The following is a 14,959-nucleotide window of genomic DNA, read 5'->3' as shown; positions in this document are numbered from 1 at the left end:
CTTGCTCAAAAAGTTTTTTTCAAAAATTGACTTTTTCTCGCCAAAAAAATGACTCACCAGAAGCCCTCACCCATAAGGATGGAAGCGTTCTGATGAGTCACCTAATAATCGATTACCGTTCAAAGGTATCTTTCGCCCCTTGAACCTGGTATAGTCGGTCTAATCCAAGTGCTTGACGACCCGTGCTGGATTACCCGCAATGACCACATCGTCCCCAAAGGACTTCGTAACCACGCTACCGGCACCCACAATCACATTATTTCCTAATGTCACACCGGGACAGATGATGGCACCACCACCGACCCAGATATCGTCACCCATAGTCACGGGCTTACCAATACCCATAGCCCCGTTACGTCGCAACTTTGGATCTGACGGATGGTTCACGGAATAGATCTGTACCTTGGGTCCTAGCAGGCAATGCTTGCCGATTCGAATGGGGGCAACATCGAGCATCACACAATCATAATTGGCGAAGAAATCCTCACCCACATAGATGTTATAACCATAATCACACTTGAAGCTTGCATGAACACTAACGTCCTTACCCGTTGCGCCAAAAAGCTTCTTAACCAGCTTTTCGCTCTGTTCGGGATGACTTTCGCCTAGCGCATTGATTGCTTCAACTTGTTTGCGAGCAGCGCCCCGTTCAGCAACCAATTCGTCATTATAGACGTCGAACAATTCACCGGTGATCATTTTCTCTTTTTCTGATTTTCCCATATTCTCTTCCTCCTTGCACATCCTGTTGGAACCACGACCTGATCTGCTAACACCTTACAACTGCTCATACATCCGGCCTTCAGTTAACTGGGGGCCAGCACCGCAACACAATTATCTTCCGACAAATCGTCCCTCTCAGTGCGCAATCAACGTCTCAAGACGTTGCCGAGAGTCACAACTCGCCATCTGGTTACTGTCCTGTTCACATTTCACCGGACCATTTACCCGTTACTCGGGTCACAGACGTTGTCGTCAGCACTCTCACAGCCGGTTAAATAAAAATGGCCGGAGCTGCTCTCGGCAACCCCAACCATTTTTTCAGCCATTAATGACTATTTGATGAATGCCTTGTTCATGTTAACCATAGTAGCGAAGTCTTCCATTTGTTCTTCAGTCAGAGCAAATGAGAGCATGGTGTGGTGACCACCACCGGCTTGCATCCAAGCTAAGGCACCCTTTTCAAGGCCAACCTTTGGCGTCCAGAGTTGCTTAGCAACTGGCAACTTAGGCGTTTCAGCTTCTGGCTTGTGAGCAGCTACGGCGTAACTGATCATCTTGAAGCCATCACGGAAGTCAGAGACAGTAACGTCAATGGCGTCACCTTCTGAACCAGTGAAGACAAGACGTGCAGGGTCAGCCTTACCACCGATATCCAATGGGTGAACTTCAACACGAGGCTTGTCGGAAGCGATAGTTGGGTCAACTTCCAGCATGTGAGAACCAAGGATTGCTTCGTGGCCCTTACGTAAGTCAAGTGTGTAGTCTTCCATGAAGGCCGTCTTCTTACCGTGTGACATGATCTTCATAACACGGCCAAGAGCAGCGGTCTTCCAGTCACCTTCGGCACCGAAGCCATAACCGTCACGGATTAACAATTGTGCGGCTAAACCAGGAAGTTGGTCCATACCCCAGAGGTCTTCGAAGTTCGTGGTGAAGGCAGTGTAACCACCCTTTTCCAAGAAACTCTTGATCCCGATGTATTGCTTCAATTGGGTACGTACGGACTTGGTGTACTTGTCAGCATCGTTGTCACCTTGAACCATGGTGTACTTGCTTTCCAAGTCAGCGTATTCCTTGTCGATGTCAGCATCCTTAACCTTGTTGATTTCTTCAACTAAGTCGCCGATACCGTAGTAGTCAACAGTCCAGCCCATTTGGATTTGTGCTTGTACTTTGTCACCTTCAGTAACGGCAACGTTACGCATGGTGTCTCCGAAACGAGCAACCTTAACCTTGAAGCTTTCGTTGTAAGCAACAGCAACATCTTCCCAAGAAGCGATCTTGTCTTGGACTTCTGCATCGCCCCAGTAACCGTAGACGATCTTGTTGTTCTTTTGTAAACGAGCATTGATGTAAGCATATTCACGGTCACCATGCGCACTTTGGTTCAAGTTCATGTAATCAAAGTCAATGTCAGCGTATGGGATGTTGTTCAAGTATTGCGTAGCCAAGTGAAGTAATGGCTTTTGTAACAATTCAGTCCCACGGATCCAGTTTTTAGCTGGAGAGAACGTGTGCATCCAGGTAATAACCCCGGCAACTTTATCGTTGTAGTTAACTTCCTTCATGAAGTTAGTGATACTTTCAGCAGTCGTCATAACATCCTTGAAGACAACCTTGTAAGGTAACTTGCCGCTGGCGTTTAACTTGTCAGCGATGTCTTGGGCATCCTTGCCGACAGACTTTAATTGTTCTTCACCATAGAGATGTTGACTACCGGTAACAAACCAAAATTCATATTCAGGAACTGATAACATAATTTACGCACTCCTTCTAGATAATTGATTGTTATTCATGACACAATTGATACCGAATTATTCACGCGCCGCATGACTCTGCGACTTGGCATTGTTTTGCCCATAATAAGCGTTCTTACCGTGCTTACGGTAATAGTGCTTATCCAACAGATATTGTGGCAATTCCAGGTTCTTATGGGTTAATTGCATGGAGTGATAATCTTCTTCAGCAACCACTTCCAAAACTTTGGAGTTGTACACGGCCTTGGCTGGAGTAGGACCCCAAGCGAACGGACCATGTTGACTAACCAGAGCGGCTGGAATAGCTTCGTAATCCAAACCACGTTCCTTGAAGGTCTTGACAATGGTTTTACCCGTATTGCCTTCGTAATCTTCTTCGATTTCTTCCTTGGTCAAAGCATCGGCCGCTGGAACATCACCGTAGAACGTGTCGGCGTGTGTCGTGTTCATTGCTGGAACGTCTAAGTTGGCGCCAGCAAAGGATACGGCCCATGGAGAGTGCGTATGCACAATCCCACCAATGTTTGGAAATGCGTTGTAAAGTACCGTATGCGTTGGTGTGTCGCTGGATGGGTTCATTTCCCCTTCAACAACTTCACCTTGCAAGTTTACGACGACCAAATCGCTAGGCTTTAGCTTGTCGTAATCAACCCCAGAAGGCTTGATGACGAACAGACCCTTTTCCCGGTCAATTCCGGAAACATTACCCCAAGTAAAGGTAACCAGGCCAAGCTTTGGCAGTTGCATGTTGGCGTCATAAACCTCTTGCTTTAATTCCTCTAACATTCAATTAACTTCCTCTCTTAGTCGCTAATTGCATCGCCAGCGGCAGCTTCCACCGGCAAGCCACCTTGATACTTTTCGATGAACTTCTGGTATCCAGCAACCCCTTCAGGTTCTGGACTCAAAGTCATGGATTCTGGGTTCGTGAAGACTTCTTGATCCAAGAAGTCTTCCAGTGAGGCATCGGTATCGCGCTTAGCGTAAACAGCTAAGACCGCCATCCCCCATGGACCACCTTCGCCGGCAGTACTCATTACAGTGATTGGTACGTTCAACGCATTGGCCAATACTTGTTGACCAATAACAGGTGTCCGGAACAAGCCACCTTGGGCAATCATCACATCAGTATGAACATGTTCTTGATTAATCAAGATGTCCATCCCAATCTTCAGTGGTGCAAAGGCAGCGTATAACTGCGTTTGCATGAAGTTAGGTAAGCTAAACTTGCTGTTTGGTGTCCGGACGAATAATGGACGACCAGCCTTGATCTTGGTGATGTTTTCACCAGATTGATAGCTGTAGTTAACCAATCCACCAGCATCTGGGTCTGCCTTAGCTGCTTCTAAGAAGAGCGTTTCGTACAGACGGTCTGGCTTCAATTCAACACCCAAACGGGCAGCAAATTCATTGAAGACACTAGCCCAAGCATTAATATCTGAAGAACAGTTGTTAATGTGGACCATGGCAACTGGTGAACCATCTGGCGTCATCACAATATCAATATCGCGATAGACCTTAGTCAGTGGCTTGTCCAAGACGTTCATGGAGAAGGATGACGTCCCAACGGAGATATTCCCAGTCCGCTTCCGCACACTGTTCGTACCAACCATCCCGGTACCAGCATCCCCTTCAGGTGGTGCCATCACACTACCGGCTTCCAAGTTGCCATTAGCATCTAGGAGGCTAGCCCCTTCAGCGGTCAAATGACCGGCAACCTTACCAGCTGGTAAGATATCAGGTAAGATGTCTTCGATGTCCCAAGGGTATTGCTTAACGTTGTCAAGGTTGCTGAACTTGTCCAGCATCTTCTTGTCGTAAGTACCCGTCTTGTCATCGATTGGGAAGACACCAGAAGCATCCCCAACACCCAAGACCTTTTCGCCAGATAATTTCCAAGTTACGTAGCCGGCTAAACTGGTAATGAAGTTCACGTTACGAACGTGGTCTTCACCATTCAGGATAGCTTGGTACAGATGTGCGATACTCCAACGTTGTGGAATGTTGAAATCGAACAACTTGGTCAATTCATCAGCGGATTGTTCCGTGATGTTGTTCCGCCAAGTCCGGAATGGTACCAACAATTTGCCACTCTTATCGAAGGCCAAGTAACCATGCATCATGGCACTGACCCCAACGGCACTGATCTTAGTCAAAGCACTGTGGTACTTGCTTTGTACATCAGCAGCCATTTGCGTGTAGCTTTGTTGAATTCCAGTCCAAACTTCGTCGATTGGGTATGTCCAGACGCCGTTTTCAAAGCGGTTTTCCCAAACATAACTGCCTGAGGCGATGGTATTGAAGTCATCAGTGACCAATACCGCTTTAATCCGGGTTGAACCTAACTCAATCCCTAAGGAAACCTCACCGGCTTCGATAGCGCGAGTCGTTTCAACTAAGTTCATTTAACTTACCTCCCAATAATCTTAAATCGAGAATTCTAGTTGTTGTTAGCAGTTTCTTTGTTCTTACCGTGGTTAGTCCCACGTGCTTCGATTTCTTCAAGTGAGTGACCACGAGTTTCTGGGACACAGAAACGAATGAACAGAACACCGAAGACACAGATAACACCGAAGATAGCGAACACAGCTTCTTGTGACATTGCAGCAGTCAGAATAGGGAAGATCAAACCAACAGCCCATGAACCGATCCAGTTAAAGGATGAAGCTAAACCAGATGCACGGCCCCGAACAGCTAATGGGAAGATTTCACCAACGAGGACCCAGGTAAGTGGTGCCCAAGTGAATGAGTAGAATGCAACGTAGATTGACAAGAAGACAACGATCATCATTGGACTTGCGTTAGGAACTAACTTGTTGATGATAGCTGGTAACAGGAATGACAGAGCCATTACGGAACCACCCATAGTCAACAACGTCCGACGATTGAACTTTTCAGCAATAACGATGTAGAGTAATGAACCAAGAACTAACAGAACACCTTGGATAATTGGCCACATCAATGCAGAACTTGCGGCGTTACCAGTAGCTTTTTCAACAATCAGTGGAATGTAGTAGAAGATCGCGTTGGCACCTTGGAATTGTTGGAAAGTAGCAACCCCAACACCGGCGATAACTAAGTAACGATACTTACCGTTAAACAAGGTAGCCCATGATGTCTTTTGTAAGTTACTTTGTTCAGTTTCAGCAGTCTTTTGAATGGATTCAACTTCTGGTTCAATATCTTCTGGCTTACGTACATATGAGAGAACCGTACGTGCTTCGTCGAGTTTACCCGTCTTGATTAAGAAACGAGGTGATTCTGGTAATTTCAGAACCCCGAAGAAGAGGATGAATGCAGGCACTGAAGCCAAGCCTAACATTAAACGCCATGACAGGTTGCCAGGTAAGTCTTTTAAGATAAAGTCGACAATGTAGGAAATTAACATCCCAGAAACAATCATGGTCTGGTTCATCCCAGAAAGGTTACCACGCAAACGCGCTGGTGCCATTTCTGACATGTAGGCTGGGACCAAGGCTGAGGCAGCACCAACGGCTAACCCCAAGAAGATCCGCATCCCGATTAAGTAGTAAGTCCCACCGTTAGGAGCAAATCCACAAAGGATTGACCCAAGAGCGAAGATTAAGGATGATAATAAGATCATCCGCCGACGGCCTAACTTATCGGCCATTTGACCGGCAATGGCGGCACCGAAGATGGCACCGAACATAACTGATGAAGTAACCCAACCGATCAATGAGGCGTTGGTCAACGCCCAGTCGGTTTTCAGGAATGGTAAGGCACCGGTCATAACACCGATATCGTAACCGAACAGAATTCCACCGAACGATCCAAAGAAGAATATGAATTTACTTGAAACTTTCTTTTCCGCTTTCGCTTCCAAATTTCGTTCCTCCTAAGTTTAAAGGGGTCAAAGATAAAAACTAAATAATGGCTTTTCCCGCTTAACTATTGATAGAAATGAATCCGCTCCACCTGACGTTAATCACCCTTCTGGACCGGCCGGCCAGTCCGAAAATTCAGGTTAACTTTGTGAAGCGTTTTCATTTCTGAACAAACTTAGTGTATTATATTTATACGCATAAATCAACACTTATTTTTTATATGCGGATTAATATCTCGTGAAAACCCTTGCTATCACACGGGTTTGCTTGATTTTATTTTTTTGAAAGCGTTTCCGAATCGTGATAAGTTAAGCCTTTTACTCTAATCGAACCCTTTCAATCAATTCGCGGTACGGACCGGTTTATTGGCAACTATTTTTTTAATCGGATAAGTTTTTCTCGGCTATTTCCGACCGATTTAGTTGGTTGGTTAGTTATCGGGCGATTGTCTCTCCCCCCGCGGTTGGGTGTTCCCTCCTCTTCAGTTAGTCGGTGACCCCCACGGACAACCACAGTGTTTGACAGCCGAACGACAAAAAAAGGCTTACGGAAGTTATCCGCAAGCCTGCAAAGTTATCTGTTTTCAGTTGTAACACCGCTGATAATTGAGGTTGGTCCAAAATTCATCCTAACCTATCTATCCCCACGTGCTTAGGGGCAGCTGTAGACTGTCGCACAATTAAGTCGGGTTCGTAGGTGATTGACTGCACAGGTTGCTTGTTCAACAGCTGGAGCATCATCCGGCCTGCATCTTCCCCCATAACGTCCTTCACGTGATTGAGCGTGGTCAGTCCGGGGCTCATGTACTGTGACATTTGATAGTTATCAAAACCGACGATTGAAATGTCTTGCGGCACCCGCAGTCCGCGTGATTTCACGTAAGACATCACGGGAATAGCCAATTGATCATTATAACAGGCAATCGCGGTCGGCCGATCTGAACTATCGATATAGGAGGCCACTCGACTCGTGATCCGTTCAAAATCATCGCCAGACTGATACATAATCAGATTGCTCTTATAGGAAATATCTGGATGCTCTTGGTAGGCCTGAACGAACCCATTCATCCGGTTAACGCCTTGGATATCATCAACCTGGAAGATACCGAGGATGCTTTCGTGACCCATGCCTAACAAATATTCCACGAGCTTCTTCTCAGTCTTGGCGTCCGCCGTATTGACGTACGGAAAGTCCAACTGAGGATAAGCCGCGTTAATAAACAGCACCGGAATCTGGTCATCCTTAATTTCTTGGTATAAATCCATATTGGGATTGGGCAAAGCACTCTGGGTCGGTTCAATAATCAACCCGGCGACCTTGCTATTGAGCATGTTGATCAGATGCTTGCGCTCACGGTCATGGTTATTTCGCGTATTTCCTAGTAGCATTGAATACCCACTATCGGAAATCACTTCATCTAAGCCATAGATGATCCGTGGGAAGATGTAGTCGGCGATATGTGTGGTAATAACCCCGATCATCTTACTATCGTTTTCGGTCGTCCAGTCCTTGTGCCAGTCCTGAACGAACATGCCACCGCCTTGAATCCGGTAGATGAAATGTTCGGTCTCCAAATCCCCCACGGCACGCCGAATCGTGTACCGGGAAACCTTAAACTGCTCCATCAGTTCTGTCTCAGTTGGTAATTTTTCATCAATCGGATACTTCCCGGAAAGAATTGCTTCCTTCAGAGAGTCCTTGACTCTTTGGTATTTGTTTTCCATAATTACTCTCCCATAGTTCGTATCCATGCCGGACGATGCACGCCCATGGTAACGTTTTGGCAAGGTTGCGCAAACGCCACCGGCTCCCTATCAATGGGTCCAAATTTGTTCGCAATTTATTTGATTAACACTAGCATAGCAAATTTCACGTCAAACCGCCAACTTTAACCCGTTTTTATGCGGATAAATCTATTTTTTCTCTGGAATGACGTTACCTTCAGCATCGAGATGCTTGACGATACGGGCCGGATTCCCAGCAATAACAACATTGTCTCCAAACGACTTGGTGACAACTGCCCCACCACCGACGATGACGTTATTCCCAATCGTTACACCTGGGACAATCACAGCATCCCCACCAATCCAGCAGTTATTGCCGATAGTCACGGGTTTGCCGTAGCCCAGCCAGGATGTCCGTGCGGCCAAGTTATATGGGTGACCGGCCGTATAAATTTGTGCTTTTGGCGCCAATAACACGTTATTGCCAATATTGATCTCACAAGTATCCAACAGAATACAGTCGAAGTTTGCGAAGAAATTATCGCCCACGTGAATGTTGTACCCATAATCGCAGGAAAATCGAGGACGAATCTCAACATTCTTGCCAACTGATCCGAATAATTTTGTGACCAGCGCCGTCATCCGATCCTTCTCACGGAAGGGAATTGTATTTAACTCTTCATATAAGTCTCGCGCGGCAAAACGATCCGCAACCAGTTTTTCATCGTTGACGTCGTAGAGCTCTTCATCCATCATTTTTTGAAATTCTGTCTTTGCCATCAGTGGTCAGTCCTTCACAGTAATTTATGAGAATAATAATAGCACACCGTGTAAGCGATTACAATACATTTATCTGCCAATATGGAGTGCTTTTATATTCATCCGGATAAATAATCCGCTAAAAAAAGTGACCAGCCCGGGACGGACTGACCACTTAAATTTATTTGATTTATTTTTAAAGGTACTGCCCCGTGACTGAACGGCGGATATCCCGCACGCCAGCTACTGGTCCGGCATATGGGACCTCACCACCATTGGCACCGCCATCCGGACCAATATCAATCAGCCAATCAGCACTGCGCATAACGTCCAGGTTATGTTCAATCACAATCACTGTATTTCCTTTGTCCACTAAATCATTGATGATTTGGACGATTGTTGCAATGTCCGAAGGGTGCAACCCGGTCGTCGGTTCATCAAGGATATAAATATTTCCACGTTTCTGTAATTCCTTGGCAATCTTCAATCGCTGGCCCTCACCACCGGACAGTGTACTCAGCGGCTGGCCCAATGCCAAGTATGATAGCCCAACGGTCAGTAAGCTCTTGAGCTTGCCAACAACCTTCGTTCCGTCAAAGAAAGTCGTCGCTTCTTCGATGGTCATCGCCATAATCTCGACAATATTCTTATTCTTAAACTGGTATGTCAGTACTTGAGGATCGAAGCGCCCACCATGACACAGCGAACACGCTACCGTCGCATTTTCCATGAAGGATAAATTCAGCTCCACGACACCCTTTCCGCCACATTGCGGGCACGCTCCCTTTGAGTTAGCGCTAAACAGGCTCTCACTGACGCCGTTCTCTGCCGCCAGTAACTTGCGAATGTCGTTGAGAACCCCCATATAGGTGGCTGGATTAGACCGACTATTAGCGTGAAGCGCCCGTTGGTCAATTCGAATGGCCTCGGGGTGTTCCTTGGCAAAAACCTGCTCGACCAAGGTACTCTTGCCGGAACCCGCCACCCCGGTCACCACGGTGAATAACCCAGCTGGAATTTTCAATGCGGCATCCTTTAAGTTGTGCCGGCGGCTCGGTTCACTCGTGATGAATTTCTGTGGTAATCGTGGTGTCCCCTTGATGGCCAAATGCCGGTTCAGATATTTCGCCGTTAACGTCTCAGATTTCAGTAGCTCTGAATACGTACCAGTAAAGGTAATCTGCCCACCGTGAATACCGGCATGGGGACCAACATCGACTACATAATCGGCCACTGCGATTACGTCCGGGTCGTGCTCAACCACTAGAACCGTGTTGCCCTTCTGCCGCAACTTAATCAACAGGTCATTGAGGCGATGAACGTCTCTAGGATGAAGCCCCGTACTAGGCTCATCCAAGATATACAACAAGTTCGTCAGGCTATTGGCCAGATACTTGACCGTCTTAACACGTTGCGATTCCCCACCAGACAGCGTGGTCGTTTCCCGCGTCAGACTGAGATAATCGAGGCCCACGTCAATCAAGCCGCCGACTCGCTCCTGAATGCTGTCGATCAGATTCGTCATGCGTGGATCACTAAATTCGGCTAGTGCCGTCCGCAGACCCGTCAGTTGCATCGCAGTTAGATCATAGAGGTTATAACCCTTAATCTTCACCGCCATGACTTCGGCATTGAAGCGTGTCCCGTGACAAGCTGGACAAGGACTCATGGTCGCAAACTTTTCAATTCTCTTCCGGGAACCCTCACTGATCCCTTTGCTCACCTTTAAGTTCTGTCGATAAAACAGCCGCTCCAGGCCCTCAAACTTTACGTCAAAGACTGAATCCTTGTAGGTAACGCGCACTGGTTGCTCCCCGTTTAGCAGCTGGGCTAATTTTTCGGATGAAAACTTCGCCACCGGTTGATCCAGATCAAACCAGCCGGTTGCCACCAACGTTTGAAACAGGAAGGTCTGCGGCCCATAACCGGGTAACAGGATGGCCCCGTCGTTGAGCGACTTCTCTGGATTTAGAATTGCCTCCCGTTTGACCACGTAGGTCTTCCCAATCCCCTCACAGGTCGGGCACATGCCGGCCGGATCATTGAAGGAAAAGGCGTTGCTTGCCGTGCCATAGTGTGGTGTGCCGAACCGGGAAAAGAGGATTCGCAGCAGTGGGCTAATGTCACTGACGGTACCTAAAGTCGACCGCGCATTACCGCCCAAGGGTTTCTGGTCAATCACGATGGCCGTCGAGAGGTTCCGCACCTCGTCAACATCCGGTCGGCGATAATTCGGCAGGAAGGTTCGCGTAAAACTATCATATGTACTATTCAACTGTCGCCCGGCCTCCTGTGCAATCGTATCAAAGACGATGGAGGACTTGCCGGAACCGGAGACCCCCGTAAAAACGGTCAAGCGATTCTTAGGGATCTTGAGGCTGATGTTTTTCAGGTTATTCTCACGGTCATTCACAATTTCAATAAAATCTGGATCAGACATGGCAGAACCCTCCTCTGCTAGACTTGAGCAATACAGCGCCTTCAAGATTACCATAGTCCCCTGAACGACCCAAGCATGTAGACTCACAAATTTCAGGTAAACACTTGCTGGAATTTATCGTTTCCGGCTGCCAAGGATTCCGCCAGCCAAACTAATCTCCGACCAACATTTACCGTCACATGACATATCACCAAAGTTTCAACCTAATTATCGGAATCCCATTCTAAAAAATGGTGAAAAAAAGTGGCGTTCATCGCGTCACTTCAAAATCATCTAATTATTGTCTGAAGATTGAAAGTTCCAAAGCGCCTAGAAAGGTTCAGCTAATAGATATTTAATCCATAAAATTAGTTGAAAATTACCACCTGCGGCTGCCAGAAATTCCGGCTGCTTCTCAGACCGCCTGCGGCCTGCATCTCTGACTGCCTCCGGTTATGATTTACTCTTTAACCTGATATTGTCGTGACAATTGCCGGACTGGCAACGTTAGTCCACGATAGTCGATCACCGTCTACGTAGGCGTGAGTGAGCCAAATTTAGGCTCAGCCGTGGGATTTTCCAAGTGGGTTAGCTTGGAAAATGGCGACTTTGAAACGCGGGTTGGGCGGTTCAAAGCGAGCTGGCAGACCGCTTCTCAGGCTGACGGCGTCCTACCCACAGCGTTCCAGCCTAAATTTGGTGAACGGTAAGCCGGCTGGTATGTAGCCAACATTTCAACCTTCAACTTTCAGCCATTGTCATGGACTATGACCTGCATCGGCTAAACTCTTCAAAAACTATTTACCCACAGGCATCCAGTTCAGTTTGCTATGCGTTAGCCGCTGCCTGATCTTCGCGAATAATAGCCATAAAAGCTTCGCCGTACTTTTCTAACTTGCTTTGACCTACACCCTTGACCGACAAGAAGGCCTCGTCGTCCTGGGGGAGTACCTCGCACATGCCATGGAGTGACCGATCCGAAAAGATGACAAACGGTGGCACGTGCTGGTCTTCTGCCAACTGATGCCGTAATTCTCGCAATTTGCCGAAAAGTTCATCATCGACCGGCGCCAGTCGCTTGGCCTTGCGCGCCATCTTCCGGAAGACTTGGGTCTCCCCCTTGAGGACGCCTACACCCTCTTGCGTGATTGCTAACGTCGGATACTGGCCGCCGACACTTTGTAAATAGCCCGCTGCGGTCAGAAAGTCGATCAGTTCACCGACGCTCTTCTGCCGTTGACCATTCATGATGCCATAGGTCGATATGTCTTCCAAATGGTTGTCTCGCACACGTTGGTTATGCGCACCCGTCAGGACCTGCGCCACAATTCCCTTGCCAAACCGTGACCGTAGCCGAACAACACAGGACAAGACCTTTTGCGCCGACACCGTAATATCTTGAGCTTCACGATCATCACGACAGTTACTGCAACGCCCACATGGCTCGGAGTCCTCCCCAAAGTAGGCCAGGATGAACTGCTGCAAGCACCCCTGCGTGTTCGCGTATTGACTCATCACCTGCAGCTTCTGGTATTCCCGTTGCTTATTACTTTCATCACGTTCCGACTGATCAATGAAGAAATGTTGAATCTGAAGATCCTGAGCACGGTACAACAAGATAGCTTCACTCGGCAAGCCATCCCGACCGGCCCGCCCAGCCTCTTGGTAATAGGCCTCCAGCGTTCCAGGAACCTGCGCGTGAATCACAAAGCGCACGTTACTCTTATCAATTCCCATTCCAAAGGCGTTGGTCGCAACCATCACCTGGATGCGATCGTACAGAAAGTCCTCCTGATTCGTGCGCCGTTCATCATCACTCAGTCCCGCGTGGTAGGCCGCCGCCTTGACGTGGTGCCGTGTCAACAGGGTTGTTAACCGTGTGACTTCCTTGCGCGTACTGGCATAGATGATCCCCGTTTCACCTTGATTGACCTGCAAATAGTCTAAAATAAACCGGTCGGTATCCTGATCCTTAACCACTGTTAGGTCCAGATTATCGCGGGCAAATCCAGTGTTGACCTCATTCTGTGGGTCAATCCGTAACTGCTGACAAATGTCGGCGGCCACTTGTTCGGTAGCCGTCGCTGTCAGTGCTAATACTTGCGGCTGCGTCGGTAGTTGTTCAATTGCCGTGCTCAATGCCAAGTAACTCGGTCGAAAGTCGTGGCCCCACTGTGAAATGCAGTGCGCTTCATCGACCGCCAAGAGATCCACCGGCAATTGTCCCAGTGCCTGCAGGAATGCTGCCGAATCCAACCGTTCAGGCGCCACATAAAGTAATTTATAGTCGCCATTATGCAGTCCCGCCAGGCGTTCTTGAATATCTGGCCAGTCCACTGAACTGTTGATAAACGTTGCGGGGACCCCACTGTCATTTAACGCATCGACCTGATCCTTCATTAAGGAAATCAGAGGCGACACCACAACCGTAATCCCATCGAACATCAACGCGGGGATTTGGTAACACAGGGACTTGCCACCGCCCGTTGGCATGATAGCCAGACTATTCTCCCCCGCCATGACGTGTGCGATGATTGCCTGCTGTCCGGGCCGAAAGTCATCGTACCCGAACGTTGTTTTTAAAATGTGTTGCGCTGCCGCTAAGTCCATCAATGCTTACTCCTTCTTCTCAATGCTTCTATTCTACTGGCAAACGCGACCCGATACAACCGAACGGATAGCCGAACAACTTTTTTCGTAAATCATTCTGAAATAGTTAACGGGCAACCCGTACTTACTTATCGTAAATTACATCGCATACAATCAATGTTGAAGGAACCAATATGGACCAGTCGAAAATATAGCTGGTTCTTTCTAGATGTACTTGGACTTTCAATCTTCAGTCTAAAATAATTCATTTCAAAAAAATAATGAAGGACTTTCTACGTAGTTAATTAGAAAGGAGTGATTCTAATGACCAATTCCAAGCAAGTTTCCGACTATCCCCCTTCTGATATGCTACACTCAGGTTATTTAAGAAGGAGGCCATTCCCCATGGCAACCAAGGACAAGCTTCAAATTGAAATTGATTCTGAGATTAGAAAGCGCGCGGAAAGTAACTTACAGACGAACGGTATCTCTCTCACGCATTTACTACAAGCTATCATCACTAGTATTGCCAATAATCGGGCAAACCCTTCGACAGTAATCACTGACGCGGATTTGCTTTCTTCCATCGATGAGGTGATTGATTCCCTGAATGGCAAAAAAGAGCTGCCATCCTATTCAACGCTCGATGCACTGAATAAAAGTCTGTTAGATTAAGTGGTCGCCTATGCCATTCATACCACTCATAAATTTAAGCAACAGTTCAAGAATGTTCAAAGGACACCACGTTGGAATCGCATTTTCAACGGTACGACACCACTAAAGAACGACAATCGCTCTGCTTGGGATATTGTCATATCTTGCTTACTAACGGGCACCCCAATACCAAGCTATTTTTATCCTCATCACTTGCACGGAAAACGACAACTCACCAAACGGATCAATCTTCTACTTTCAAAACAAAATACTTCAGTTAGCATCATGGAATGCCATTTTGATGGTAAAAATGGCAATCATCTCCTAATTTATGCACAATCATCGGAAACTAGCCAAGTTTTTTTACTTTCCATTGGCACACACGCTGATCTTTTCTAATTGGATCAATCAATTTCAACCATTACATCACTATTTATATGGGCCCAGCCGAAAATACGGTTGGTCCTTTTCTAGTTAAGCCACCTCCAC

At 47.3% G+C, this 14,959-nt stretch carries 12 protein-coding genes; 3 read left to right on the top strand and 9 right to left on the bottom strand.

The annotated features are described in order from the left end of the window. Window positions 1–159: 159 nt before the first annotated feature. The 8 genes from ACKTSF_RS03540 to ACKTSF_RS03505 form a co-directional block, all read right to left on the bottom strand. A complete protein-coding gene (locus ACKTSF_RS03540) occupies window positions 160–723 on the bottom strand; it encodes a sugar O-acetyltransferase (RefSeq protein ID WP_407886712.1) in 564 nt (187 codons plus the stop codon). A gap of 332 nt (window positions 724–1,055) precedes the next feature. Next, window positions 1,056–2,480 (bottom strand): L-arabinose isomerase, encoded by a 1,425-nt coding sequence (araA, locus tag ACKTSF_RS03535; RefSeq protein WP_407886710.1) that lies wholly within the window; start codon window positions 2,478–2,480, stop codon window positions 1,056–1,058. A 57-nt stretch (window positions 2,481–2,537) separates the two neighbouring features. Continuing rightward, on the bottom strand, window positions 2,538–3,266 hold the full coding sequence (locus ACKTSF_RS03530; protein WP_407886708.1) for an L-ribulose-5-phosphate 4-epimerase: 729 nt from the start codon (window positions 3,264–3,266) through the stop codon (window positions 2,538–2,540). Between the two features lie 17 nt (window positions 3,267–3,283). Beyond that, window positions 3,284–4,885, bottom strand: a complete 1,602-nt coding sequence (locus tag ACKTSF_RS03525) for a xylulokinase (RefSeq protein WP_407886706.1) — start codon at window positions 4,883–4,885, stop codon at window positions 3,284–3,286. Window positions 4,886–4,920: 35 nt separating this feature from the next. Continuing rightward, window positions 4,921–6,324 carry a sugar porter family MFS transporter gene (locus ACKTSF_RS03520; RefSeq protein WP_407886704.1) on the bottom strand — a complete coding sequence of 468 codons (1,404 nt, stop codon included), beginning with the start codon at window positions 6,322–6,324 and terminating at the stop codon, window positions 4,921–4,923. 624 nt (window positions 6,325–6,948) lie between these two features. Then, window positions 6,949–8,049 carry a GntR family transcriptional regulator gene (locus ACKTSF_RS03515; protein ID WP_407886702.1) on the bottom strand — a complete coding sequence of 367 codons (1,101 nt, stop codon included), beginning with the start codon at window positions 8,047–8,049 and terminating at the stop codon, window positions 6,949–6,951. Between the two features lie 189 nt (window positions 8,050–8,238). Continuing rightward, the gene (locus tag ACKTSF_RS03510; protein ID WP_407886701.1) at window positions 8,239–8,829 is read right to left on the bottom strand and encodes a sugar O-acetyltransferase; all 591 of its coding nucleotides are present in this window, start codon (window positions 8,827–8,829) and stop codon (window positions 8,239–8,241) included. Between the two features lie 175 nt (window positions 8,830–9,004). Then, a complete protein-coding gene (locus tag ACKTSF_RS03505) occupies window positions 9,005–11,248 on the bottom strand; it encodes an ATP-binding cassette domain-containing protein (RefSeq protein WP_407886699.1) in 2,244 nt (747 codons plus the stop codon). 521 nt (window positions 11,249–11,769) lie between these two features. On the opposite strand from ACKTSF_RS03505, the gene ACKTSF_RS03500 reads away from it, so the two are divergent. Continuing rightward, window positions 11,770–11,937, top strand: a complete 168-nt coding sequence (locus tag ACKTSF_RS03500; RefSeq protein WP_407886698.1) for a hypothetical protein — start codon at window positions 11,770–11,772, stop codon at window positions 11,935–11,937. 118 nt (window positions 11,938–12,055) lie between these two features. Here ACKTSF_RS03500 and recQ read toward each other — a convergent pair whose 3' ends face one another. After that, window positions 12,056–13,837, bottom strand: coding sequence for a DNA helicase RecQ (gene recQ, locus ACKTSF_RS03495; RefSeq protein ID WP_407886696.1), 1,782 nt, complete (start codon window positions 13,835–13,837; stop codon window positions 12,056–12,058). A gap of 384 nt (window positions 13,838–14,221) precedes the next feature. Here recQ and ACKTSF_RS03490 point away from each other — a divergent pair, with 384 nt between their 5' ends. Together ACKTSF_RS03490 and ACKTSF_RS14580 are read left to right on the top strand one after the other, a co-directional pair. Next, window positions 14,222–14,491: a hypothetical protein gene (locus ACKTSF_RS03490; protein ID WP_407886694.1), complete on the top strand. Its 270-nt coding sequence runs from the start codon at window positions 14,222–14,224 to the stop codon at window positions 14,489–14,491. After that, the gene (locus ACKTSF_RS14580; protein ID WP_491062241.1) at window positions 14,492–14,869 is read left to right on the top strand and encodes a type II toxin-antitoxin system YafQ family toxin; all 378 of its coding nucleotides are present in this window, start codon (window positions 14,492–14,494) and stop codon (window positions 14,867–14,869) included. Window positions 14,870–14,959: the final 90 nt, after the last annotated feature.

It is taken from the genome of Levilactobacillus muriae (genome assembly GCF_045862015.1).
Taxonomy (GTDB): Bacteria; Bacillota; Bacilli; order Lactobacillales; family Lactobacillaceae; genus Levilactobacillus; species Levilactobacillus muriae.
Note: the sequence above shows the minus strand (reverse complement) of the source record. Positions and strands in the feature narration are given on the sequence as shown.